General features: G+C 70.2%; 20 protein-coding genes and 1 tRNA gene. 16 read left to right on the top strand and 5 right to left on the bottom strand.

What is annotated here, in order from left to right; translation table 11 throughout:
• The first annotated feature begins 42 nt into the window (after positions 1 to 42).
• Both BrevBR_RS02305 and BrevBR_RS02300 read left to right on the top strand, forming a co-directional pair.
• Complete coding sequence (locus BrevBR_RS02305) at positions 43 to 1,488, top strand: GumC family protein (protein ID WP_332640844.1); 1,446 nt, start codon at positions 43 to 45, stop codon at positions 1,486 to 1,488.
• Positions 1,489 to 1,540: 52 nt separating this feature from the next.
• Positions 1,541 to 2,242 (top strand): hfsB, encoded by a 702-nt coding sequence (locus BrevBR_RS02300; RefSeq protein WP_332640843.1) that lies wholly within the window; start codon positions 1,541 to 1,543, stop codon positions 2,240 to 2,242.
• Here BrevBR_RS02300 and BrevBR_RS02295 read toward each other — a convergent pair.
• Genes BrevBR_RS02295 through BrevBR_RS02280 form a run of 4 tightly spaced genes read right to left on the bottom strand, consistent with a single transcriptional unit; the run spans position 2,239 to position 7,145 of the window.
• Positions 2,239 to 3,174: a glycosyltransferase family 2 protein gene (locus tag BrevBR_RS02295; RefSeq protein ID WP_339999802.1), complete on the bottom strand. Its 936-nt coding sequence runs from the start codon at positions 3,172 to 3,174 to the stop codon at positions 2,239 to 2,241. The genes BrevBR_RS02300 and BrevBR_RS02295 overlap by 4 nt on opposite strands.
• Positions 3,174 to 4,112 (bottom strand): glycosyltransferase family 2 protein, encoded by a 939-nt coding sequence (locus BrevBR_RS02290; protein ID WP_339999801.1) that lies wholly within the window; start codon positions 4,110 to 4,112, stop codon positions 3,174 to 3,176. The genes BrevBR_RS02295 and BrevBR_RS02290 overlap by 1 nt, the downstream gene beginning before the upstream one ends.
• Entirely contained in the window at positions 4,109 to 5,560 is a 1,452-nt protein-coding gene (locus BrevBR_RS02285; RefSeq protein ID WP_339999800.1) for a lipopolysaccharide biosynthesis protein, read from the bottom strand. The genes BrevBR_RS02290 and BrevBR_RS02285 overlap by 4 nt, the downstream gene beginning before the upstream one ends.
• Positions 5,561 to 5,573: 13 nt before the next feature.
• Positions 5,574 to 7,145: an exopolysaccharide biosynthesis polyprenyl glycosylphosphotransferase gene (locus tag BrevBR_RS02280; RefSeq protein WP_339999799.1), complete on the bottom strand. Its 1,572-nt coding sequence runs from the start codon at positions 7,143 to 7,145 to the stop codon at positions 5,574 to 5,576.
• Positions 7,146 to 7,266: 121 nt separating this feature from the next.
• On the opposite strand from BrevBR_RS02280, the gene BrevBR_RS02275 reads away from it, so the two are divergent.
• A tRNA-Ser gene (locus BrevBR_RS02275) sits at positions 7,267 to 7,358 on the top strand.
• 19 nt (positions 7,359 to 7,377) lie between these two features.
• On the opposite strand, the gene BrevBR_RS02270 is transcribed toward BrevBR_RS02275, so the two are convergent.
• Positions 7,378 to 8,139, bottom strand: coding sequence for a prepilin peptidase (locus tag BrevBR_RS02270; RefSeq protein WP_339999798.1), 762 nt, complete (start codon positions 8,137 to 8,139; stop codon positions 7,378 to 7,380).
• 286 nt (positions 8,140 to 8,425) lie between these two features.
• Between BrevBR_RS02270 and BrevBR_RS02265 the strand changes: the two genes are divergently transcribed.
• The 13 genes from BrevBR_RS02265 (at position 8,426) to gspM (ending at position 23,099) form a co-directional block, all read left to right on the top strand.
• Positions 8,426 to 9,937: a hypothetical protein gene (locus tag BrevBR_RS02265; protein WP_339999797.1), complete on the top strand. Its 1,512-nt coding sequence runs from the start codon at positions 8,426 to 8,428 to the stop codon at positions 9,935 to 9,937.
• Between the two features lie 79 nt (positions 9,938 to 10,016).
• Positions 10,017 to 12,698 carry a TonB-dependent receptor domain-containing protein gene (locus tag BrevBR_RS02260; protein WP_339999796.1) on the top strand — a complete coding sequence of 894 codons (2,682 nt, stop codon included), beginning with the start codon at positions 10,017 to 10,019 and terminating at the stop codon, positions 12,696 to 12,698.
• A gap of 232 nt (positions 12,699 to 12,930) precedes the next feature.
• On the top strand, positions 12,931 to 13,761 hold the full coding sequence (locus BrevBR_RS02255; RefSeq protein WP_339999795.1) for a type II secretion system protein N: 831 nt from the start codon (positions 12,931 to 12,933) through the stop codon (positions 13,759 to 13,761).
• A complete protein-coding gene (gspD, locus tag BrevBR_RS02250) occupies positions 13,758 to 15,848 on the top strand; it encodes a type II secretion system secretin GspD (protein ID WP_339999794.1) in 2,091 nt (696 codons plus the stop codon). The genes BrevBR_RS02255 and gspD overlap by 4 nt, the downstream gene beginning before the upstream one ends.
• A gap of 7 nt (positions 15,849 to 15,855) precedes the next feature.
• Entirely contained in the window at positions 15,856 to 17,376 is a 1,521-nt protein-coding gene (gspE, locus tag BrevBR_RS02245) for a type II secretion system ATPase GspE (RefSeq protein WP_339999793.1), read from the top strand.
• Complete coding sequence (gene gspF / locus BrevBR_RS02240; RefSeq protein WP_339999792.1) at positions 17,376 to 18,593, top strand: type II secretion system inner membrane protein GspF; 1,218 nt, start codon at positions 17,376 to 17,378, stop codon at positions 18,591 to 18,593. Before gspE ends, gspF begins: the two co-directional genes overlap by 1 nt.
• A gap of 11 nt (positions 18,594 to 18,604) precedes the next feature.
• Positions 18,605 to 19,054 carry a type II secretion system major pseudopilin GspG gene (gspG, locus tag BrevBR_RS02235; protein ID WP_339999791.1) on the top strand — a complete coding sequence of 150 codons (450 nt, stop codon included), beginning with the start codon at positions 18,605 to 18,607 and terminating at the stop codon, positions 19,052 to 19,054.
• Positions 19,023 to 19,592: a GspH/FimT family pseudopilin gene (locus BrevBR_RS02230; RefSeq protein WP_445214737.1), complete on the top strand. Its 570-nt coding sequence runs from the start codon at positions 19,023 to 19,025 to the stop codon at positions 19,590 to 19,592. Before gspG ends, BrevBR_RS02230 begins: the two co-directional genes overlap by 32 nt.
• A complete protein-coding gene (gene gspI, locus BrevBR_RS02225) occupies positions 19,585 to 19,941 on the top strand; it encodes a type II secretion system minor pseudopilin GspI (RefSeq protein WP_339999789.1) in 357 nt (118 codons plus the stop codon). Before BrevBR_RS02230 ends, gspI begins: the two co-directional genes overlap by 8 nt.
• Positions 19,938 to 20,528 (top strand): type II secretion system minor pseudopilin GspJ, encoded by a 591-nt coding sequence (gene gspJ / locus BrevBR_RS02220; RefSeq protein WP_339999788.1) that lies wholly within the window; start codon positions 19,938 to 19,940, stop codon positions 20,526 to 20,528. The genes gspI and gspJ overlap by 4 nt, the downstream gene beginning before the upstream one ends.
• A complete protein-coding gene (gspK, locus tag BrevBR_RS02215; protein ID WP_332640825.1) occupies positions 20,525 to 21,511 on the top strand; it encodes a type II secretion system minor pseudopilin GspK in 987 nt (328 codons plus the stop codon). The genes gspJ and gspK overlap by 4 nt, the downstream gene beginning before the upstream one ends.
• Complete coding sequence (gene gspL, locus BrevBR_RS02210; protein WP_339999787.1) at positions 21,508 to 22,611, top strand: type II secretion system protein GspL; 1,104 nt, start codon at positions 21,508 to 21,510, stop codon at positions 22,609 to 22,611. Before gspK ends, gspL begins: the two co-directional genes overlap by 4 nt.
• On the top strand, positions 22,608 to 23,099 hold the full coding sequence (gene gspM / locus BrevBR_RS02205; RefSeq protein ID WP_332640823.1) for a type II secretion system protein GspM: 492 nt from the start codon (positions 22,608 to 22,610) through the stop codon (positions 23,097 to 23,099). The genes gspL and gspM overlap by 4 nt, the downstream gene beginning before the upstream one ends.
• Positions 23,100 to 23,209 lie beyond the last annotated feature (110 nt).

The following is a 23,209-nucleotide window of genomic DNA, read 5'->3' as shown; positions in this document are numbered from 1 at the left end:
GCTTGGTCCGTCAGTTCTGTCCAATGGAATCAGTCCGCCCGCATGCGTACGACGGCCTACACCACAGTCCGCCCGCGCTACGGCTTCCTGGATGTCGTGGGCCTGCTGTTCCGCGAGTTGCTGCTGATGGTCGTGGTCTTTCTGGCCGTGTTCGCCATCGGGGCGGCCGCGGTCCTGACGCTCAAGAAATCCTACACCGCCACCGCCAGCGTCTATGCGGGCGCGGGTTCGGAATATGTCTATCAGCCGCGCGTCGGCGCCACCGAGCGCAGCCAGCCGCTGGAGGCCGATGCCGTGGCGCGGTCGGAAGCCGCCATCCTGAACAGCCTCGAGGTCAAGCGCCGCGCCGTCCGGGCCGTGGGCCCCGACATCGTTCTGGGTTCGGACGCCTCGGGCACGGCGGCGGAAAAGGAAGCCTCGGCCCTGAAGGTTCTGGACTCCAGTCTGGGCGTCGGAACCACGGCCGGCAGCGCCATCATCTCGGTGTCCTACAAGTCGGATGACCCGGTGCGCGCGGCCCAGGTGCTGAACGCCGTCGTCGACCAGTATCTCGTCCAGCGTCGCGTGGTGTTCCGCGACCGGACCACGCCCGCCATCGCCCAGCAGCGCGAGGCGTTCGAGAACGATCTGGCTCGGGCCGACGAGGCGTACACAGCCTTCATGCAGTCCAACGACATCGGCGACTTCGCCACCGCCAAGGCGACGCTGGCCGCGACTTACCAGACGACCTACGCCGAGGCCCTGTCGCTGCGGGCGCAACTGAACCAGGCCAGCCAGCGGGTCGCCACGCTGGAGGCCCAGCTGGCGCAGCAGCCCGCCGAAGTGGTGCTGCAGCAGGACCTGAACATCTCGGCCCAGGACCAGATCCTGCAGCTGCGCACCCAGCGCGAGGCCCTGCTGTCGCGCTATACGCCCGACGCCCAGCCGGTGAAGGACATCGAGCAGCAGATCGCCGACCTTCAGGCCTATGTCGCCACGGGCACGACCGTGGGCGCCAAGGAGGTCCGGACCGGGCCCAGCGTGATCTTCACCGAGATCGAGACCGCCCGCATCACCGCCGCCGCCGACCGCGACGGTCTGGCCGCCCGCCTCGCCGTCGCCAACGGCCAGCTGGACCAGATCCGCTCGCGTCAGGCCGAGCTGACCCGGCTGGAATCGACCAACGCCAACTTGGCCGGCAACCGCGAGGTGCTGACCGCCAACATTCGCGATTTCCAGCAGCGCGAAAGCGCCGCCCGCGCCGACAGCGCCCTGATCGCCGCCGGGGCCGACAATGTCACGGTCATCGAACGCGCCGAGGCGCCGACCCGGGGCAGCAGCCTGAAGGCGCCCCTGCTGGCCGTCATCTTCCTGTTCGCCGCCTTCACCGCCCTTTGCGTGGGCTTGCTGCGGATCTTCACCCGCAAGGGCTATGTCACCCCCGCCTCGACCGGCCGGACGCTGGAAATGCCGGTGCTGGCCGTCGCGCCGATGAAGGCCGCCCGATGATTTCGCAAGCCATGGTAGCGTAGGGGCCTGTAGCCGGGCGCGTAGCGATTCGATGGTCGATCTGACATCCGAAATGGCGGCTCTCTGGGCCGCGCTGGGGCCGGCGCCCGGCCATCGCGGCCGCGTGGTGCAGATCGCCGCCGCCAACTCGGGCGAGGGCGTCTCTACCGTGGCCCGGGAGTACGCGCGGCTCGCCGCCGTCCGCGCGCGCCGTCCCGTCTGGCTGATTGACGCCGACCTGTCGCAGCAGGGGCAGATGGAGGCCGTGGCCGGCCAGCCGGACCGGTTCGGCGCCCTGGGCAAGGCCGCGATCGCCACGCCGGACGGCTCGATCTTCTTCGCCGTGACGCCGCGCCTGATGGACCGCGCCGGCAAGCCTGTTCATCCGGCGCGCCTGCTGGTCGCCCGCCCCTGCCTCGGCGGACGGCTGTGGGTCACGAAATTCGCCGCCGAGCATCTGCGGTCCGGCCAACGCGCCGAGGCCGTCAGCGACGCCCGATACTGGGACGCCCTGCGCAAACACGCCGACACCGTGGTGATCGACGCCCCGGCGGCCGATCGCAGCGACATGTCCATAACCCTGGCGCCGTTCGTCGACGCGACGGTGCTGGTGGTCGCGGCCGAAAGCACGGCGGCCAATGAGCCGTTGATGCTGCGCGACGAGATCGAGGCGGTAGGCGGCAATATCGCGGGCGTGGTGGTCAATCGCTCGACCTACCGGCCGCCGGCCTTCCTGAAGCGTCTGACGGGCTAGGCGGCGTTCAGCCGGGCCAGCTCCCGCGCGCCGTAGAAATGGGGTTCGAACCCTCGCGTCCACAGCACCTTGCCGAGGCCGCGCGCCGCCCGATCGTACATCTCGGCGCGTCCGGGCCGGGCCGCGAGGGTCATGACCGCGGCGACGGCGCCCCAGACGACGGTCTGGGCCGCGCCGATCAGCATCCAGCGAGCGACACCGGACCAGTTCTTCGCCGCCGCAGCGGTCTGGCTGGGTCCCTGACCATAGGCGAAGGCCCGGGCGAGGGCGTATTTCAGCGTCGCCCGGTGCGCCGGCGCGAACTCCTCGACCCGGGCGTCCGCGGCCCAGCCGAACCGGCCGCCGCGCGCCGCCAGCGCCGCGAACAGGGCGTCGTCCTCGCCGCCGGCCTGATCCGCGGCGAGGTTGAACGGCGCGTCACCGGGCAGGGCGGTCGAACGCAGCATCAGCGAGTTGCCGCAGCCGTAGGGTTGGTCGATCAGGCCGGTCCGCTCGGGCCCATCGCGGCCGAAGAACCGTTCCAGATAGGGCTGCAGCCAGGCCTCCGCGCCCGGCGCCCGGCCGGTGATCGGACCGAAGACGGCGTCCGCCCCTGTCTCCTCACGGGCCTTCAGCAGGGCTGACAGCCATCCGGGCGAGGCCGCCTCGTCGTCGTCGAGGAAGGCGATCAGGGGGGCGGCGGTCGCCGACAGGCCCGCGTTGCGCGCCGTGGCCACGCCCGGCGTCGGCGCGTGGCGATAGATGATGGGCCAGGGTGAGAAGAGGCGCAGGTCGTCGGTCAGATCCGCGGCCGATCCCTGCGGGTCGTTGTCGACGACCACGATCTCGGCGACGCGGTCGGCCACGCCGGTCTGCCGGAACAGCGATCGCAGGGCGCGTTCCAGGCTCTCGAGCCGCCGCAGGGTCGGGACGATGATCGCGACGTCGGCCATCACACCGCGTCCGCATAGAGGGCGGCCCGGTACAGGCGCAGGGAAAAGGCCCGCGCCGCGACCGGCAGCCAGTTCGTCTCGGCTCCCCGGCGCAGACCACGGCGCAGCAACCGCAGTCCCGGCAGCCGCTTCAGCAGCTTCGCGGCCCTGTAGCTCGGGTAGGCGGCGACCACGTCGGGATGCCGCTGGACCATCCGTCCGAAATTGGGAGCCGACTGCTCATATTTGCCCGCCAGCGCCGGGACGGTGTCCAGACCCATGTGCGTGGCGGGATTGTCGATGTGGACGACCGCGAACCGCCGCGACACGCGCATGGCCCACTCCACATCCTCCCAGCCCCAGCCGGTGAAGCCGGGATCGAAGGCCTCGGCCTCGAACACGTCGCGGCGGACCAGAAGGTTGGAGGTGTAGACGTATTTCTCGGGCTGTTTCGCCCGCTCGGCGCAGGGCACGCACTCGGATTTCGCCGCCAAGGCGCGATGGACCTGGAAGCGGGCGTCGGTCGGGGCCTGCAGCAGCGAGAAGCCGCCGAAGGCGACGGCCGGATCGCTGTCCCTGACCAGCGCCGCCCAGTCGCGCAGGAAGTCCGGGTGATCGGGCCGCATGTCGCTGTCCAGGAACAGCAGCGAACCCGCGCGAGCCGCGCCCGCCAGACGATTGCGCCCGATCGCCCGGCCTTCGTTGGCGGGCAGGGTGATCAACCGCACGGGCAGGGCCATGGCGTCGATCCGGGCTTTCAGTCGCCGCGTCAGGGCCGGCTCCGCCGTGCCGTCGTCCAGCACGACGAGCTCGATCGCGCCCGCCAGCGCCCCGGCTTCCGTCTCAAGCGCCGCCAGCAGGTCCGTCGGATCGTCCCGCAGGAAGGGCATGAGCACGGACACCGCCGGCCGGGCGGCGGCCCAGCGCGCGTTGTCGTGGACGTCGGCCCGGGCGCTCACGCCGCCGCTCCTCGCGCGCGGAACTGCGTCAGCAGCCGTTTGGCGACATCGCGCACGCCCGCCGCGTTCAGCGTCAGGGCGGCGGCCGCATAGACGATCCCCCCGACCGAGGCGTCCAGCACGAGCTCTGGGAAACCGCCCAAGGGGGGCAGGCGCGACACGACCAGCGCCATGATCGCGGTCGCCACGCTACAGCGGATCAGGCTCTCCCACGGGATCGGCAGGGCCACGACCTTGCGGCCGATCATCATGGTGGCGATCAGGCCGAGGCCGAAGCTGGCGGCCGTCGCCCAGGCCGCGCCCATGAGGCCGAAGCGGGGAACGAGGATCAGGTTGAGGATCACATTGGCGCCGGCCGGAATGACCATGGCGACCAGCAGCTGTTTCGTCTTCTTGCCGAGGGTGAAGGCCTGGCCGAAATAATAGGCGGTCAGTCCGAACAGCAGGGCCGACAGGGCGATCCACGGCGTCACACCGGTCGCCGCGGCGCGCAGTTCCTCGCCGATCAGCAGTTCGGCCAGCGGCCGCGCCACCAGCGCCACGCCGGCCGCCGCCGGCAGGCCGATCAGCAGGAAGGTCGACAGCTGCTCCCGCGCGGCGTCCTTCAACCGCTCCAGCCCGCCGCGTTCCAGCGCCATGACCAGCGCGGGCTGCCCGGCCGAGCCCAGCCACAGGAACAGGACGTCGAGGGTGCGGTTCGCGATCGAATAGCTGGCGTGATAGGCGCCGACCGCCGCCTCATCCATGAACAGGGCCAGCAGGAACCGGTCGGTCGAGGACAGCACCACCGTCAGCGCCAGCGAGGCGGCGATGGGATAGCCGTAAAGTGCGTAGGCGCGCACCCGCTGGGGCTCGAAGGCGCCGCCGCGCGCCTGTTTCATCTCGCCGGGCAGGACGAAGGGCAGGGCGGCCAGGGGCGCGAGGCCCAGACCCAGCAGGGGCGCGGCGCCGCCGGCGCCGATCAGGGCGAAGCCGACGCCGATGACGAGGCCCCCGATGGCCACGGCCATGTCCAGACCGGCCGCCTTGCCGACTTCTCCGGCGGCGCGGAACCGCTCCTGCCCCAGTTTGACCAGACAGCGCGCGGGCGCGCCCGCCAGACCCGCCGCCAGCGCCAGCTTGAACAGGGGATCGACCGGGAACAGCCAGACGGCTACGCCCGCGATCACGAGGAATACCGCGCTGAGTACAAAGGCCGTGCGGTACAGGCTGGCGAAATGGCCCCAGGTCTCGGCGCCGGGCGACTGGGCCGCCCAGAACCGGGCCATGGCCGCCTCCAGCCAGCTGAACACCGCCACATGGGCCAAGGTCATGACCGAGAAGGCCAGGGCGTAGCGGCCGAATTCCTCGGCGCTCAGCAGGCGGGTGAACAGTACGATGGCCAGAAAGCCGACCACGCCCTGCACGATATTGGCCGGCAGATAGCCCCAGACCCCGCGCCAGAACATCAGCGGCCCCCGATCAACGGACAGCCGCGCGGTCGCCCAGCAGCACCGGCAGGGTCACCGCCATGATCCACAGGTCCAGCCAGAACGACTGGTTCTCGACGTAGTCGATGTCCAGCTGCACCCGGCGGCGCACGTCCTGGGCCGTATGCAGCGGTCCGCGCGAGCCGTGGATGGCGGCCCAGCCGGTCATGCCCGGCTTGATGCGGTGGCGGTGGGCGTATTCGGCGACCAGACGGGCGCTTTCGACATGGCCCGTCTTCATGCCGATGGCGTGCGGGCGCGGCCCGACCAGCGACATCTCGCCGGTGATGACGTTCAGCAGCTGCGGCAGTTCGTCGAGGCTGGTCTTGCGGATGAATTTGCCGACGCGGGTGATGCGATCGTCGTCATGGGTGACCTGCCGGCTGGCGGTGGCGTCGGCGGCCTCCTGCTTCATCGAGCGGAATTTCCACACCACGATTTCCTCGTGGTTGAAGCCGTGCCGGCGCTGGCGGAAGAAGATCGGTCCCGGACTGTCCATGCGGATCGCCAGCGCGACCCCGGCCATGACGGGGAACAGGAGCACCAGCGCCGTAAGGCCGAAAATCAGGTCCTGCACACGTTTGTTGAAAGCCCGGCGGTCGTCATCGACCGGGCCCTGCACATCCGCCAGCGGCGCCGCCGCCAGCCGGTTCAGGGCGGTCCGGGTCTCGACCTCGTCCCTGGGCTCTATGACGAGGCTGACTTCATTGGGCAGGGTCCGCAGGCGGGCGGTGAGGTCCCGCACCCGGGCCTCGGCCTTCGGGTCGATGGCCAGCACGATACGGTCGACATAGGGCGTCATCCTGTGGGTCAGCAGATCGTCGGCGGTGCCGAGCACCGGCACGCCCTCGATCGCCCGCGGACTGCGCGCCAGCCGGTCGTCGAAGATGCCCAGCACGTTCAGATCCCGCCGCTTCAGCGCCTCGCGGATCAGGGCCTCGGCATGGCGGGTAGCCCCGACCAGGACGATATTGGGCGTCAGCGCTCCGGACGCGCGCCACCGGGCGACGATGTCGCTCCATCTTATGTGCAGGGCGGTCAGGGTGACCAGAACCAGACCGGCCCAGGCCAGATACGCGGCCCACGGGGCCGCCGGGCCCAGCATCGCCCAGCCGGAGCCCAGGGCGACCGCCGAGCCGGTGAGCACGATGGCGGTCACCGAGGCGAGGTGCAGCAGGGTCTTCTGGCCCCGCGCGAACCGGTATCGGCCCAGTGACCGCAGCAGGCCGAGAACAGTCACGGCCCCGAGCCCGAACGGCAGGACGTGCGACAGAGGCGCGTGCAGCAGAGGCCCGGACGCGGCGGCCCAGGCGCTCAGCAGGGTGACGGCGGTCACCGCCAGCACGTCCAGCGACCGGAAATAGTGCGCCGCCAGCCGGGAGGCGTGCCTCTGGCGGGCGTTGCGCCACACATCCGGACGGAACGGGCCGCGGCGCGCGGCGCCCTCGGCCCCGGGCGCTCCAGCGACGGACGAAGCCAGCGTATGAAGAGCGGACGCGTCGCGGCCATCCGGCGCGGACAGGTCGGCGTCCAACATGGGGCGGCGGGTTGCGGCTTCGGTCATGGGGCTCGTGCGAGGAGTTCCCCGCCACCATGCACGCCCGCTCTCACTGTCCCGTTAACGCACGAGGGCGTCGGTCCCCCGTTGCGTCCGCCCGCGGGCTCGGCTAATCACGCCGCCTGCCGGAGACGTGGCCGAGTGGCTGAAGGCAACGGTTTGCTAAATCGTCGTACCGGGTAACCGGTACCCAGGGTTCGAATCCCTGCGTCTCCGCCAGACCCTTTCCCGACAAGCCTCAGAGCCCGATCGGTCCCAGAAGCCAGGTCAGCCAGGCGCCGATCGCCAGGAAGACCCCGAAAGGCAGACGATCGGACGCCGACACGGCCCGCCCGGTCAAACGCCGCGCCACGACAAGGCTCAGCCCGGCCGTCGACGCCCACACCAGCACGCCGGGCAGGCCGATCCAGCCCGTCCACGCGCCGATCGCCGCCAGCAGATAGGGATCCCCGCCGCCCAGGCCTTCCCGCCCGCGCAGCCGACGATAGGCCCGGGACAGGACCCAAAGGCTGGCGAAACCCGCGGCGGCGCCGATCAGGCTGTCCCGCAGGGTCGGTATCGGCAGCCAGGCCGCGGCGGCCAGCCCGGTGGCGAGAAGGGGCAGGGTCAGGCGATCCGGCAGCCACTGATGTTCAGCGTCGACGACGGCGATCAGCAGCAATTGCCAGCCCAGCACGGCGGTGAAGGCGGCAGCGATCCATGTCGGCTGCGAGACCGCGGCCCAGGCGCCAATGGCGGCGCAAGCGAGCTCGATCAGGGGATAGCGAATCGGAACCTGTTCCCCGCAGCCGGAGCATCGGCCCCGGGCCGCGACATAACTCACGACCGGGACGAGGTTCCAGGGCGCCAACGCCCGCCCGCACCCCCGGCAGCGCGAGCGTCCGCCGACGATCCCTTCGCCAAGCGGAAGCCGCACGCTGACCAGGCCCATGAAGCTGCCGACGATCAGGCCCAGACCCGCCAAGGCAATGATCAGGAGCGCGTCGGAGCCGTTGATCAAGACCTGTCCCTCCCTGCGTCCATCGTCCGTTATGGGCTGCCGCACGCCCGGACAAGCGCGCCATACCGGCGCTCTGTGACAGTTGAGCCGTATCGGGACTGGTTTTCACGGAACCGCGAAGACAACTTCACACAAGCGCACCGGAACCGTCACCGTACGGCGTCGGCCCCGTCATATCTGACCCCTAACCACAGCGGTGGGCAGGGGGCGGTGCAGTCATCGCGTCGGGGAGAAATCCCTGACGACCCCTGTCGTGAAATTCTTTTGCACAGACACGGTGAAAACGATGACCGGCTTTCGACTGAAGACCCTGCTCGCGGTTTCCGCCAGCGCCCTGCTCGTGGCCGCCTGCGGCTCGGCCGAAGTCGCGTCGCCAGGAGAAGGCGATTTCGGCGACGGCGGCGGCGGTGGCGGCGGCACGACGCCCCCGCCGGCTCCGGGCACCCCGGCGGCGGACTGCCCGGCCGGCTTCTCCAATGTCGGCCTGATCGCCAACAACACCCTGCGCGTCTGCCAACTGCCGCAACAGATCAACGGCGCTCTGACGGTTCCGCTCCGCGCCGGCACCATCTATTCGATCAGCGGCCGCACCGCCGTAGGCACCGACATGGGGGTCGATCCGGCTTCTCCGATCGCCGGCAGCACGCAAGGCATCCTGACCGTCGAGGCCGGTGTCCGCATCTTCGCCTCGGGCGGATCCGACTATCTGCTGGTCAACCGCGGCTCGCAGCTGTTCGCCGAAGGCACGGCGACAACCCCCATCGTCTTCACCAGCCGCCAGAACGTCGAAGGCACGACCACCGAGAACTCGCAAGGTCAGTGGGGCGGCATCGTCCTGGCCGGCCGGGCTCCGCAGGCCAACTGCCAGCTGACGGCTCCGGTGACCTGCACCGGCACGGTCGAGGGCACCAGCGCCTTCTACGGCGGCAATACGCCGGCCGACAACTCGGGCCGTCTGCGCTACGTCCAGATCAAGTTCTCGGGCTTCGAAATCTCGACCGGCAACGAACTGCAGGGGCTGACCATGGCCGGCGTCGGCTCGGGCACGACCGTCGATCACATCCAGGTTTACAACAGCTCGGATGACGGCATCGAGATCTTCGGCGGCAACGTCAACCTGCGCCACATCGTCATCAACGGCGCCGACGACGATGGCATGGACACCGACACGGGCTGGCGCGGCGGCGCCCAGTTCGGCATCGTGACGCAACGGGCCCCCGGTTCGACCAGCCGCAGCGCCGGCTTCGAGTTCTCGTCCGCCCCGACCTCCGTGCCGCTGGCTACCCGCTATGTGTCGCAGCCCAAGATGGCCAACTGGACCCTCGTCGGCCGCAACTCGCCGACCAACGCCCACACCGTCGCCCACTTCGACACGGGCACCGACGCCACGATCATCAACTCGGTCTTCACCAGCGTGGCGGGTTCGCAGGCCGGTTGTATGGCCATCAACGACGCCGACACCGCTACCAGCGGCGTGACCTTCAACTCGGTCTTCATGTCCTGCGGCCTGTCGTATCGTCCGGCCAACGCCGTCCTGTCGGCGGCGGCCTTCACCGCCGGCACGAACAACACGGCGGCCGGGACCTCGACCCTGACCGCTCCGGCCTCGGGGACCAGCCTGAGCAATCAGGTTCTGACGTTCATCAACGGCGCCAACGAAAACGCCGTGACCCCGGCCAACGCTCCTGCGGTCCATTCCTTCTTCCAGGCCACGACCTACATCGGCGCCGTCCAGAACGCGGCCGACACCTGGTACCAGGGCTGGACCTGCGGTCTGACCGCCGGCGCGACCTGCTGATGACGGATGCGCGGAGGCGGCCCGCCCGGGTCGCCTCCGGCTTTCGCGTATTCCGTTGAACCCCTTCAAGGCGCAGATCATGAAGACAATTACCCTGACCCTGAGCGGGGTCCTTCTGGCCACCAGCGCGCTGATCGCGCCGGGGCTGGCCTATGCTCAAACGCCGACGGTCCAGACCGCGCCGCAAGCCGCCGCTGCACAACCGCCGGCGGCACAGGCTGAAGCCGAGCCGGAAGACGCCTCCCAACTGGACGAAGTCGTGGTCCTGGGCCGCTACATCCCCGAGCCGAACCGTGAAAGCGCCGAGGTCGCCGCCTTCCTGACGGCCGAAGACCTTCAGCGCACCGGCGACAGCAGCGCCGCCGGCGCCCTGGCCCGCGTTACCGGCCTGACCGTGGTCGAAGGTCGGTTCGTCTATGTGCGCGGTCTCGGCGAGCGTTATTCGTCGGCCTTGCTGAACGGGTCGCCCCTGCCCAGCCCCGAGCCGCTGCAGCGGGTCGTTCCACTGGACCTGTTCCCGTCCAGCATTCTCGAAAGCGTCACCGTCCAGAAATCCTATTCCGTCGACTTCCCCGGCGAATTCGGCGGCGGCGTGATCGACCTGCGCACCGTGGATGCGCCGAACGAGCCCTTCTTCTCGATGTCGGCGTCGGTCGGCGGCAATACCGAGACGACCAACAAGGAAAGCCTGATCTATTACGGGTCGCGCACTGATTTCACCGGCTTCGACGACGGCACGCGCGATGTACCCGACGCGTTGGCGCTCGCGTTCGAACAGGGCGTTCCGGTCAACAGCGCCAATTTCGAGGCGCAGCAACTGCAGCGGATCGGTCAATCCCTGATCAACTCGCCCCTGCGCCTGCTGCAGCGTGAAACCACGCCGGTGAATTTCGGGTTCGACTTCGCGGGCGGTCTGTCCAGCGAAAGCAGCATGGGCACCCTCGGCCTGATCGCCGTGGCGGGCTACAGCAACAACTGGTCGACCCGCAACGGCGTCCAGGAGGAGGGCCAGTTCTCCGGCGCCGTCCTGGTCCCGGTCACCAGCAAGGCCTTTGAATCGAACCAGAATGACATCCAGCTGAACTTCCTGGGCGGCCTGTCGCTGACCAACGAGAACAGCGAGATCAAATGGACGAACTTCTTCGTCCGCAACGTGACCAAGGAAGCCCGGATCAGCGCCGGTCCTGATTTCGACGCCGGCGGCGAAGTCCAGCGGTCGGACTTCACGGAATGGTTCGAACGCCAGCTGTTCTCCAGCCAGCTGGCTGGTGAGCATGAGTTCATGGACGGCGCCTTCGAGTTCGCCTGGCGCGCCGCCTATGCGAAGACCGAGCGGGACGCGCCCTACGAGACGCGCTTCGAATACGGCCTCGATACCAACGGTAATTTCGTCCACGAGATCGGTGGCAACCGCATCTCGTTCAGCGAGCTGGACGACGACATCGTCTCGGGCGGCGCGGACCTCAGCTACACCCTGCCGCTGTCGGACTATCGCGAGGCCGTCTTCAGCGTCGGCCTGGCTTATTCGGACAACAACCGGGACGCCCAGCGCCGCGACCTTCAGTTCGTGCCGGCCAGCACCCTGACCGATGAACAGCGTCAGTCGCGGGTCGACTACCTCTACTCGGACTTCAACATCCGTCCGGACGGTCTCATCCTGACCGAAATCACCGGCGCCGCCGGTAGTGGCGCGGCGGCCTATTCGGCCCAGCTCGAAGTCGCGGCCGCCTACGCCCAGGTTGACGCCGAGATCATCCCGCTGGTGCGCACCACCTTCGGCGTCCGCTATGAGGACGCCCAGCAGTCGGTCGTCACCCGTGACCTGTTCGGCGGCGCGGCCCCGTTCGCGCCGACCGAGATCGAGGAACAGTATTTCCTGCCGTCGTTTACGGCGACCTGGAACTTCGCCGAAGACCAGCAACTGCGTGTGGGCGCCTCCCAGACCATCGGGCGGCCGCAGTTCCGCGAACTGGCTCCGCAGTCCTATACGGACCCGGAAACCGATCGCGAGTTCACCGGCAACCCGTTCCTGGTCGATACCGAGATCCTGAACCTGGACGCCCGCTACGAGTGGTTCTTCGCCCGGCAGCAATATCTGACGGCCGGCGTCTTCTACAAGGATCTGGACAAGCCGGTTGAATCTACGATCGTGACGTCTGGCAACGCGCGTCAGCAGTCCTTCATCAACTCGCCGCAGGCCACCATCTACGGCGCGGAAATCGAAGCCAAGAAATTCTTCGAATTCCCCGACGCCGGCATGTCCTTCATCGCCAACAAGCGTTGGCTCGTCCAGGCCAACTACACCTGGTCGGACTCCGAAGTGAACGTCGAGGCGGGCGACGTCGTCCGCACGCCCGGCGGCGGCGGGGCCGACGAGGATGCGACCTTCTTCATCGAGGACGGAAGCCGCCTCCAGGGCCAGTCCGAGCACGTCGCCAACCTGCAACTGGGCTGGGAAGACGATACGGCCCGGTCGCAGGCGACGATCATCGTCAACTACGTCAGCGAGCGCATCAGCGCCCGCGGCGCGGGCGGCGCCGGCAACCGCGAGCCTGACTACATCCAGGACCCCGGCGTCTTCCTCGACTTCGTGTACCGCAAGGACTTCGAGTACGGGGGCCGCGATCTCGGCTTCGCCCTCGAACTGCGCAACCTGCTCAACACGGACTTCGACGAGTATCAGGAGCTGGGCAACAAGATCCTGATCAACAACTACGAACTGGGATCCAGCGCCTCGGTCAGCCTGACCGCGCGCTTCTAGAGTACGGACGGGGAGGTCGCCCCGCGGCCTCCCCGCGCCGTTGCACGACTGTTCTGCGGCGGTTCGTCCGTGGACGCACCAACCGTCACGGACAGTTCTCCGGCCCGTCATGTGGCGGTGAAGCCGGACCAGGACGATTGGTCTACGGAGTCGGCCGGGCCGTCGGGGACCCGTGGGGCACGCCATAGTGATCGGCGCAGTGCGCAGCTTCAGCAGCGGAGTCCGGGACGCCATGTCGGCCCGCCCCGATCGCGTGCGCGCCGGTGTCGAGATCGCGCTCGCCCTGGCCCTGACCGTACAGCTGGGCCAGCTGGTCTGGATCGTCGTCAAACCGGGAGCCGGAGCCGCCACGGCGGCGTCGGCGCGTCCTGAGGTCGCGCCGGCCGACTACACGGTCTTCCAGCGTTTCGACGCCTTCTTCCGCACCGGCGATCTCAGCAGTCTGGCCGAGGCCACCGCGGCGGGCAGCAGCCAGATGCGCCTGTTCGGCGTGCGCGCCGGCGGCGCCGGCGGCGGGTCCGCCATCATCGGCCTGGCCGACGGACGTCAGGTGTCGGTTGGCGTGGGCGAGGAAGTCGAGCCCGGCCTGATCCTCCGGTCGGTCGGTCCGGACCATGTGACCCTCGCGCGCGGCGGCTCGGTCACCCGCCTGATCTTCAGCGACGTTCCGGTGGGCGCCGCCCCGCCGCCCCCGCCGCCGCCCGGTCCGCAGACGGTGGGTCCGGACGCCGATCCGGTCGTCGCAGCGCCTCCGGTCAGCCCCGCCGCGGCCAGCGCGCCCCGCGTCGACCCGGCCCGGCTGATGGCGCAGGCCTCGCTGCGGCCACGGATGCAGGGCCTGCGGGTCAACGGATTCACCGTCTCGGCCGCGGGCGACGGCGCCGCCCTGAAGGCGGCCGGTCTCCAATCGGGAGACGTCATCCTCGCCGTCAACGGAACCGCGCTGGATAGTCCGGCCCGCATCGCCGGTCTGCGCAGCCAGCTCTCGAACAGCACGAGCGCCGAGATCCGCTTCGAACGCGGCGGCGCGGTTCAGACCACCACCATAAGGACAGGCCGTTGAAGCGATCGAACCGCAATGTGATCGGCGCCGTCGTGGCCGCTGTGCTGGCCGTGCAGGGTCCGCTGGCGGCGACGCCCGTCCTGGCCCAGTCCGGCGAGCGCCAGACCCTGAACGTCCAGGGCGCCGACATCCGCGCCTTCATCCAGGACGTGGCCCGTTCGACCGGACGCACCTTCATCGTCGATCCGGCGGTGACCGGCACGGTGACGGTGACCAGCGAACGCGCCCTGACCCGGGCCCAGCTGTTCGAGGTCTTCCTGTCGACCCTGCGCGCCAACGGTCTGGTGGTAACCCCGACCTCGTCGGGCGCTTATCGCATCAGCCCGGCCCAGGGCGCGGCGCAGGGGCCGTCCACCGTCGGCGCGGAGCGGTTCTCGACGGAGGTCTTCCAGCTGCGCAACATCGACGCCGCCTCTGCCGCCGAGACCATCCGTCCGCTGGTCGGACCGCAGGGGCAGGTGCTGGCCAATCCCGGCGCCAACAGCGTCGTCGTGGCCGATTTCGCCGACAACCTCTCCCGCATCCGGGCCCTGATCGGCCGCATCGACGTAGATCGCACCGGTTTTGAGGTCGTGACGCTGCAGAACTCCTCGGCGCGCGAGATCGCGGCGGTGCTGCAGTCGGTGCTCGCCCCTCCGGGCGGCCAGCCGGGGCAGGGGATGGTGTCGGTGACGCCGGTCGAAAGCTCCAACTCCATCGTCCTGCGCGGCGATCCGTCCGCCATGGCGCGCATTCGCCCCCTGATCGAGGATCTGGACCGGCGCGCCGAGTCCGCGGACGACGTCAAGGTCGTCTTCCTGCAGCACGCCAACGCCGAGGCCCTGCTGCCGGTGCTGCAGCAGATCGTCGGTCAGCAGGTCACGGCCGCCAGCGCCACCGCCACGCCGGCCGCCACGCGCGGCGGCTCGGGAGACGCCTCCGCCGTCGTCGTCCCTGCCAGCAGCACGGCCGCCGCCCCGATCCCGGGCCAGCGCGCCACCATCGCCCGCTTCCCCGGCGCCAACGCCCTGGTCATCTCGGCCTCGGCCGACACCCAGCGCATGTTGTCCGAGGTCATCCGCCAGCTGGACCAGCGCCGCCAGCAGGTGCTGATCGAGGCCATCGTGGTCGAGCTGTCCGACAACGCCGTCAAGGAACTGGGCGTGCAGTGGCTGCTGGCCGGCGAGGACGGCAACCCCATCGGCCTGACCAACTATTCCGACAGCGCCGCCCCTCTGGTTCCGATCGCCGGCGGGGCTGCGGCCGGCCAGCTGGATGACGATGACCCCCTGCGCGAGCAGCTCCAGAACCTGGCCCTGAACACCCTGCTGGGCGCCAATGGCTTTGTCGGCGGCGGCGGGGGACGGATCGGCGACGGCCTGTTCGGCTTCATCATCAATGCGGCCAAGACCGACGAGGGCTCCAACCTGCTGCAGACGCCGTCGCTGATGACCCTCGACAACGAGGAAGCGACCATTCTCGTCGGCCAGGAGGTGCCGATCACGACCGGCGAGACCCTGCTGGACGGCAACTCCAACCCCTTCCGCACGACCGAGCGCCAGGACATCGGCGTCAAGCTGATCGTGCGGCCCCAGATCAACGCCGGGGGCTCCATCACCCTGTTCCTGCGCCAGGAGGTGTCCAGCATCAACGGCGTCCTGACCAATTCGGCCAGCGATCTGGTGCTGAACAAGCGCGAGCTGGAAACCACCCTGGTGGTGGACGACGGCGACATCGCCGTGGCCGGCGGCCTGCTGGACCAGAACGACCGGCTGTCGATCGACAAGGTGCCGGGTCTCGGCGACATCCCCTATGTCGGGGCCCTGTTCCGGTCGACCAGCCATCAGCGCGGGCGGACCAATCTGATGGTCTTCATCCGCCCGACCATCATCCGCAGCCCCGCCGACGCCCGGACTCTGGCCGCCGACCGCTGGGGCTATATGCGTCAGCAACAGTCGAACACCAATCCCGGGGTGGAGCCGAGCCTGGACGAGATGCTGCGCGACTATATGCGCGCCCAGCCGCCGGTCGCGCCCGGCCCGACCGCACCGGTCGGCGAGGTCGTCATCTCCCCGCTGCCGCCTGTCCAGACGAGCCCCGGAGGCTGAGGCCGCGATGATCACCCTGATCAATCCGACGCTGCCCTACGGTTTCGCCAAACGGCACGGCGTGATCCTGCTCGAGGCCGGGGACATCGCCGTGGTGGGCCTGCGGGAGGGCGCCGACCCCTCGGCCCTGATCGAGACCCGGCGCGCCCTGGGCCGGCCCCTGCGCGTCGAGCCGCTGACCCAGGCCGCCTTCGACCGCCAGCTGTCCGAGGTCTATGCGGGGGATCATCTGAACGCCGCCGACGGCGACGATCTGGACATGCCGTCGGGGCTGGAAAGCCTGATCGACGACATCCCGGCCGCCGCCGATCTGCTGGACACGGCCGACGACGCTCCAGTGATCCGGCTGATCAACGGCGTCATCGCCGAGGCCGTCCGCACCGGCGCCTCGGACATCCATCTGGAGCCGTTCGAGACGGCCCTGACCGTGCGCATGCGCGTCGACGGCGTGCTGCGCGAGGCGCTGTCGCTGAACCCGCGGATCACGCCCCTGCTGGTCTCGCGCATCAAGGTCATGGCGCGGCTGGACATCGCCGAGAAGCGGGTGCCCCAGGACGGGCGGATCCCCCTGACCCTGGGCGGCAAGACGCTGGACGTGCGCGTCTCGACCCTGCCGTCGCGCGCCGGCGAGCGGGTGGTGCTGCGCATCCTCGACAAGGATCAGGCCGGGCTGACGCTGGATCGGCTGGGCATGTCGTCGGAGGCGCTGGACGCCTTCCGCGGCGCGCTGAAAGAGCCGAACGGCATTATCCTCGTCACCGGTCCGACCGGCTCGGGCAAGACCACCTCTCTGTACGCCGGCCTGTCGCTGCTGAACGACGCCACGCGCAATATCCTGACCGTCGAGGACCCGGTCGAATACGCCATGGACGGCGTCGGCCAGACCCAGGTCAACCCCAAGGTCGGCATGACCTTCGCCGCCGGCCTGCGCGCCATCCTGCGTCAGGACCCGGACGTGGTCATGGTCGGCGAAATCCGCGACGTCGAGACGGCCCGCATCGCGGTTCAGGCCTCCCTGACCGGACACCTCGTCCTGTCGACCGTGCACACCAATGATGCGGCGGGCGCCATCACCCGCCTGCGCGACATGGGCGTCGAGCCCTTCCTTCTGGCCTCGACCCTGCGGCTGATCGTGGCCCAGCGGCTGGTCCGGCGGCTGTGCGGCGAGTGCCGGCGGCCCGAGACGGCCGACGCGGCCACGGCGCGGCTGGCCGGGATCGAGCGCGGCGCCCGCGTCTGGCGGCCGCAGGGCTGCGCCCACTGCCAGAACACCGGCTATGTCGGCCGCGTGGGCCTGTACGAAGCCATCCGCGTCGATGACCGCGTGCGCCGCCTGATCGCGGCCGAGGCCGACGAGGACGCCATCAACGCCGCCGCCTTCGGCAAGGCCGGCGCCGACACATTGACCCAGCGGGCGCGTGCGCTGGTTCTCGAAGGCGTCACCTCGGTGGAAGAGGCCGTCCGCGTCACCCGGCAGGAGACGGCGGACGTCGAGCCCGACGCGACCGACCACGGAGTCGCGGCCTGATGGCGGCCTTCGACTATGTCGCCGTCGACGCCGGCGGCCGCACCGTCACCGGCGCAGTGACCGCCGCCGACGAGCGCGCCGCGCGCGCCGCGCTGGGGCGCCGCAAGCTGATGCCGCTGGAGGTCACGACCGCCCGCGGCGCGGTCTCCCGCGCCGAACCGGCCGGTCCACGCAAGGCGGCCAAACTCAACGCCAAGACCCTGGCTTTGACGACGCGCCAGCTTTCGACCCTCGTCTCCGTCGCCCCCATCGAGGAGGCCCTGCGCACCATCGCCCTGCAGGCCGACCGACCGGCGGTCCGCCGCGTGCTGGACGGCGTCCACGGCGGCGTCATGGAAGGCCGCCGCCTGTCGGACGCCATGGCGCTTCAGGGCCAGGCCTTCCCGCCCCTGTACCGCGCCATGGTCTCGGCCGGCGAGACCTCGGGCGCGCTGGAGCCGATCCTCGAACGGCTGGCCGACGGGCTGGAGCGGGATCAGGTCGTGCGCGGCAAGGTGATTACCGCCCTGGTCTATCCGGTCGTGCTGGCGGTCGTGGCGCTGGGCGTCATCACGGCGATGATGACCTTCGTCGTGCCCAAGGTGGTCGACCAGTTCGACAGCATGAACCAGACCCTGCCGCTGCTGACGCGACTGGTCATCGGCGTATCCCATCTGATGCGGGACTGGGGCTGGCTGCTGGCGCTGGTCCTCATCGCCGGCGGCCTGATCGGCGCCGTGCTGTTGCGCAATCCGGCGATCCGGCTGCGCGCCGACACCGCCCTGCTGCGGCTGCCCCTGATCGGCCGACTGACCCGTGATCTGCACGGGGCGAAGATGGCGCGCACGTTGTCGACCATGATCGCGGCGGGCCTGCCGGTGCTGGAAGGGCTGACGATCACCGCCCGCACAGTCTCCAACCGCCGCCTGCGGCTGGCCACCGAGACCATGGCCGGCGCCGTGCGGGAGGGCGGGGGCCTGTCGGCCGCCATGCGCCGCGCCGACGTCTTCCCGCCGATCCTCGTCTACATGACCGCCTCGGGCGAGAGCAGCGGCCGGCTGGAGCCCATGCTGGAGCGCGCCGCCGACTATCTGGAACGCGAATTCTCGACCTTCACAGCCGTGATGCTCAGCCTGCTGGAGCCGGCGATCATCGTGGTCATGGGCGGCGTCGTCGCCCTGATCGTGCTGTCGATCCTTCTTCCCATCCTGCAGATCAACACCCTGGCGATGGGGTGAGGAGTAAGAGCATGAACATTGAAACTGAACGCAAAATCGCAAGACGCCGTCGGCGCGCCGGCTTCACCCTGGTCGAGCTGATGGTCGTCATCGTCATCATCGGCCTGCTGGCCACGGTGGTGGCGATCAACGTCCTGCCCAGTCAGGACCGCGCCATGGTCGGCAAGGCGAGGGCCGACATCTCGACCCTGGAACAGGCCATCGAGACCTACCGTCTCGACAACCTCGACTTCCCGGCCGACCTGCAGGCGCTGGTCTCGGCGCCGACGGGGCTGACCAACCCGGAACGCTATCGTCAGGGCGGCTATATCCGCCGCCTGCCGGAGGACCCGTGGGGCAATCCCTACGGCTATCGCCGCCCGAGCGCGCACGGCGGGCAGTTCGACGTCTTCTCGCTGGGCGCTGACGGCAAGGAGGGGGGCGAGGGCAATGACGCCGATCTGGGCAACTGGCAGGCTTGACGTCCTTTTGGGCGCTATCGTTCGCGACGCGGTCGCTCACTGCATGAGCGCCATGCGCGATCGCGCTCAAGCAGCGAGCCGCCGCGCGGCGAGCGCTAGCGCCAAAAACACCAGAGCCGGCTTCACCCTGGTGGAGCTGTTGATGGTCGTCGCCATTCTGGGCCTGGCCGCCGGCGCCGTGGTGCTGGCGGTCCCGGACCCGCGTCACGCCGTCGGCGCCGAGGCCGAGCGGTTAGCCGCCCGGCTGTCCCGCGCGCGTGAGGAGGCCGTGCTGTCCAACCGTCCGGTCGCGGTCGAGGTCACCCGGACCGGCTACGCCTTCGCCGCCTTCGACGGCCGCGCGTGGTCGACCCTGAACGACGGTCCGTTCGGGCCGGAAACCTGGCAGACCGGGACCGCCGTCGCGCCGGAGGAGGGGGCGCGTTTCGTCTTCGATCCCACCGGTGTCGCCGAGCCTGTGGTCGTGACGCTGGCTCGTGACGGCAAGCGCCGGACCGTGTCCGTCGACGGCGCCGGAGAGGTGCGGATCGATGACTGAACGCTCCGGCTTCACCCTGATCGAAATGCTGGTCGCCCTGGCCGTGTTCAGCCTCGCGGCCATGGCCCTGCTGAACCTGTCGGGCGAGAACACCCGCTCGGCCGCCCGCGTCGAGACCCGCACCCTGGGCGGCGTCGTGGCTGAAAACCTCGCGGTCGAGGCCGCGACCCTGCCGGCGATCGCGGAGGGGGTCTCCTCGGGTCAGATCGATCTGGCCGGCCGCCGCTGGCGCTGGACCCGCGCGGTCTCGGCCACCGATGTCGCCGGCATGCTGCGCATCGATGTGCGCGTCAGCGACGCGGACGGCCAGGCCGCCGAACGCACCCTGTTCAGGGCGCGAAACGGATGATGCGGCGCGCCGGCTTCACCCTGGTCGAGGTTCTGATCTCGCTGATGATCTTCGCCATGCTCGCGGCGGCGGGGGCGGCCGTGCTGGGGGTGACCATCGACAACCGTTTCGCGGTCAAGGCCGCCAGCGACCGCGTCGGCGACCTGCAGCGCATGCGCAGTCTGATGCGCGCCGACCTGGGTCAGGCCACCGCCCGCCGCTCGCGCGGGACGACCGGCCGGCCCGTGCCCCAGCCCATCGTCGGGGCCGCGGCGTCGGGCGATCCGATCCTGACCCTGACCCGGGCGGGCTGGAGCAACCCCGGCGAGCAGGCGCGACCGTCGCTGCAGCGGGTCGAATACCGGCTGGTCGAGGACCGGCTGGAACGGCGCGTCTCCAGCCATCTGGACGGCGCCCGGCCGGGCCCGCCGCAGGTGCTGTACCGCGGCGTCAGCGAGGCCACCGTCGCCTTCGTCCGCGACGGACAGGAGGCCCCCGCCTTCATCTCCAGCACCGACCGCCCGCTGCCCGACGCAGTGCGCATCGGCATGACCGTTCAGGGGTATGGCCGTATCGACCAGCTGTTCCTCGTCGGGAGCGGCCGATGAACCGGTCGCGGCGGGAGCGCGAGGGCATGGCCCTGCTGACGGTGCTGCTGCTGGTGGCCGTCATGTCGGTGGTCGCCGTCGCCATCCTCGACGACGTGCGCTTCTCCGTCCGCCGCGCGACCAATGTCGAAACCCGGAGCCAGGCCCAGTGGTACGCCGCCGGCGCCGAGACCCTCGCGCGCCGCCGGATCGCCCGGCTGCTGGACGCCGGCCCGGCGCGCACGCCGCTGGAACCGGAGTGGAACGGCCGGACGCTGAGCTTCCCCGTCGACGGGGGAAGCATCACCGCCGTGCTCACCGACGGCCAGGCCTGTTTCAATCTGAACAGCCTGGCGCTCGGCTTCGGCGAGGACCTGACCGCCCGTCCGCTGGGCGCAGCGCAGTTCCGCGCCCTCGGCCGCGCGGTCGGCGTCCCCGACAGCCGGACGCAGGCCATCGCCGACGCCCTGACCGACTGGCTGGACGCCGACGCGACCGCCCTGCCTCTCGGCGCCGAGGACGGCGCCTATGCGGGCCTCGCCACGCCCTATCGCACCGGCGGCGTCATGCTGGCCGAGGTCAGCGAACTGCGCGCCGTCAAGGGCGTCGACGCCGGGACCTACCGCCGCCTGCGGCCGTATCTCTGCGCCCTGCCCACCACCCGCCTGTCGCCGCTGAACGTCAACACCCTGACGCCGGAGCAGGCGCCGCTGCTGAGCATGCTGACCGGCGGCGCCCTCGCGCCGCAGCGGGCGAAGGCGGTCATCGCCGCCCGTCCGCGCGACGGCTGGCCCGACGCCGCCGCCTTCTGGGCCCAGCCGGCCCTGGCCGCGGTTCAGGTCCCGCAGGAGGCGCGTGAGCAGATCACCGTCCTGACCCGCTTCTTCGACCTGAGGGTCGATGTCGAACTGGGCGGCTCCCACGCCGTCCGCACCGCCCTGCTGGAGGCCGGCGCCGACGGCCGCGTGCGCACCGTGATCCAACGCTGGACCCCCGAAGAATGAAACCTGTCCGCCTGATTCTGATTCCGGGTTTCGGAAGCGAACCCGCGCCCTGTCTGGTGATCGCGGACGGCAGGGTGCGCGAGCGCGGCATGCTGGAACTGCACGCCGTCGAACGCCCCGAGCCGATGCGCACCGTCGCGGTCGCGCCCGGAGCCGACGTGACCATCCGCTGGCTGGATCTGCCGCCCGGCGGCCCCGCCCAGCAGCGCGCCGCCGCCCTGTGGATGCTGAAGGATTCGCTGGCGGCCCCGGCCGACCGGCTGGCCGTGGCGCTGGGGCCTGCGCCCGCGACAGGCCAGCCCCGGCTCGTCGCGGTGGTCAGCCTGTCCCTGCTTCAGGCCTGGACCGATTATCTGGACGCCCTCGGCGTACAGGCGGACGCCATCGTGCCCGACGCCCTGACCGTGCCGGAACCGGACGAGGACGAGCGGCTCAACGCCGTCGCCTTCGGCCCCGTCATGGCATTGCGGGGCAGGGGCTTCGCCGCCAGCGTCCAGCCCGATCTGGTCGACCTGCTGGCCGGTCCGCGCCGCGTCTCGCCGATCGAGGACGCCGACGCGGTCGAACGGTCGCTCATCAACGCGGCGCTCTCGCCGCCCATCAATCTTCTGTCGACCCAGGATCGCACACGGGGCGCCTCGCGACGGGGCTGGGCGCTGGCCTCGGCGCTCGCCGGACTGCTGATCGTATCGCCGCTTGTTCTGGTCGCCGCTGCGGCCGCCCGGGACGAGATGAGCGCCCGCGCCGACGTCGGGCGCGCCCGGGCCGAGATCGCGCGGGCGGCGCCGGACCTCGCCGCCGGGCCCGATCCGGTCGAGGCCCTGCGCCGGCGCGTCCGCGCCGCACCCCCGCCCGGCGGCGTCATCGGCGCGACCGCCGCCCTGTTCGTCGCCGTCGAAGGCGTCGAGGGCGCCGAGCTGGACCTGCTGATCGTCGATCCCGCCGCGGGGATGAAGGCCAGCGTCACCCACGCTGAGTATGAGGACATGCAGACGATTTCGCGGGCCATGCGCGCCAATGGCCTGCAGGTCACCGAAACCGGCACTCTCGATGACCGGGGCCGGATCGTCAGCGACATCACGATCGGGAGCGTCCGATGAACATGCTTCCGGGCCCGCTCGAACTCTGGTGGAGCGGCCGCACCCTGCGCGAACAGCGCATGCTGATGATCATGGCGGCGCTGCTGCTGGCCGTCGTCGTCTGGCTGGGGGTTGTGCGGCCCGTCATGGCCTGGAGAGCCGCAGCCGCCGACCGCGCGCTGGCCGCCGCCGGCACACTCGCCGAGGTCCGCGCCTCGATCGCCTCCATGGGGCCGGGGCGGCCGTCTGCGCGTCCGCCGGCCGAAGGTCTGGAGCCCTTGATCCGCCGCACCGCGGAGACCGCCGGCCTGGAGGTGGTCATCGCCATGAGCCCCTCCGGGCGCCTGGGCTTCCAGCTGTCGCGCGTCCGCTCGGGGCCGCTGTTCGCCTGGCTGGCGGCGCTCGAGACGGATCACCGGCTGACGGTCTGCAGCCTGGGCGTCATCGAGAACGCCGACGCCACCCTGAACGTGGAGGGGACGCTCGCCGCGGGCTCCTGCGTCGCCTGACACAGGGCGGAAAACGTCCGTCAGCGGGTGAAATGTCAAACTTCATACTTCTAATCGTCGCATAATCTTTACAATCTGGGAAAAGCGCGCATTATTGCTCCGGGTCCTGA

The sequence above is a fragment of the Brevundimonas sp. BR2-1 genome (genome assembly GCF_037626195.1).
Classification (GTDB): Bacteria; Pseudomonadota; Alphaproteobacteria; order Caulobacterales; family Caulobacteraceae; genus Brevundimonas.
Note: the sequence above shows the minus strand (reverse complement) of the source record. Positions and strands in the feature narration are given on the sequence as shown.

Bases quoted from the DNA above. Each gene is read 5' to 3' on its own strand.
- BrevBR_RS02255 (WP_339999795.1), top strand. From the start codon at position 12,931: ATGTCGGCCCGCCCCGATCGCGTGCGCGCCGGTGTCGAGATCGCGCTC.
- BrevBR_RS02295 (WP_339999802.1), bottom strand. From the start codon at position 3,174: ATGGCCGACGTCGCGATCATCGTCCCGACCCTGCGGCGGCTCGAGAGC.
- gspF (WP_339999792.1), top strand. From the start codon at position 17,376: ATGGCGGCCTTCGACTATGTCGCCGTCGACGCCGGCGGCCGCACCGTC.
- gspE (WP_339999793.1), top strand. From the start codon at position 15,856: ATGATCACCCTGATCAATCCGACGCTGCCCTACGGTTTCGCCAAACGG.
- BrevBR_RS02260 (WP_339999796.1), top strand. From the start codon at position 10,017: ATGAAGACAATTACCCTGACCCTGAGCGGGGTCCTTCTGGCCACCAGC.
- BrevBR_RS02265 (WP_339999797.1), top strand. From the start codon at position 8,426: ATGACCGGCTTTCGACTGAAGACCCTGCTCGCGGTTTCCGCCAGCGCC.
- gspK (WP_332640825.1), top strand. From the start codon at position 20,525: ATGAACCGGTCGCGGCGGGAGCGCGAGGGCATGGCCCTGCTGACGGTG.
- BrevBR_RS02300 (WP_332640843.1), top strand. From the start codon at position 1,541: ATGGTCGATCTGACATCCGAAATGGCGGCTCTCTGGGCCGCGCTGGGG.
- BrevBR_RS02305 (WP_332640844.1), top strand. From the start codon at position 43: ATGCGTACGACGGCCTACACCACAGTCCGCCCGCGCTACGGCTTCCTG.
- gspI (WP_339999789.1), top strand. From the start codon at position 19,585: ATGACTGAACGCTCCGGCTTCACCCTGATCGAAATGCTGGTCGCCCTG.
- gspG (WP_339999791.1), top strand. From the start codon at position 18,605: ATGAACATTGAAACTGAACGCAAAATCGCAAGACGCCGTCGGCGCGCC.
- gspL (WP_339999787.1), top strand. From the start codon at position 21,508: ATGAAACCTGTCCGCCTGATTCTGATTCCGGGTTTCGGAAGCGAACCC.
- BrevBR_RS02230 (WP_445214737.1), top strand. From the start codon at position 19,023: ATGACGCCGATCTGGGCAACTGGCAGGCTTGACGTCCTTTTGGGCGCT.
- BrevBR_RS02280 (WP_339999799.1), bottom strand. From the start codon at position 7,145: ATGACCGAAGCCGCAACCCGCCGCCCCATGTTGGACGCCGACCTGTCC.
- BrevBR_RS02285 (WP_339999800.1), bottom strand. From the start codon at position 5,560: ATGTTCTGGCGCGGGGTCTGGGGCTATCTGCCGGCCAATATCGTGCAG.
- gspM (WP_332640823.1), top strand. From the start codon at position 22,608: ATGAACATGCTTCCGGGCCCGCTCGAACTCTGGTGGAGCGGCCGCACC.
- gspJ (WP_339999788.1), top strand. From the start codon at position 19,938: ATGATGCGGCGCGCCGGCTTCACCCTGGTCGAGGTTCTGATCTCGCTG.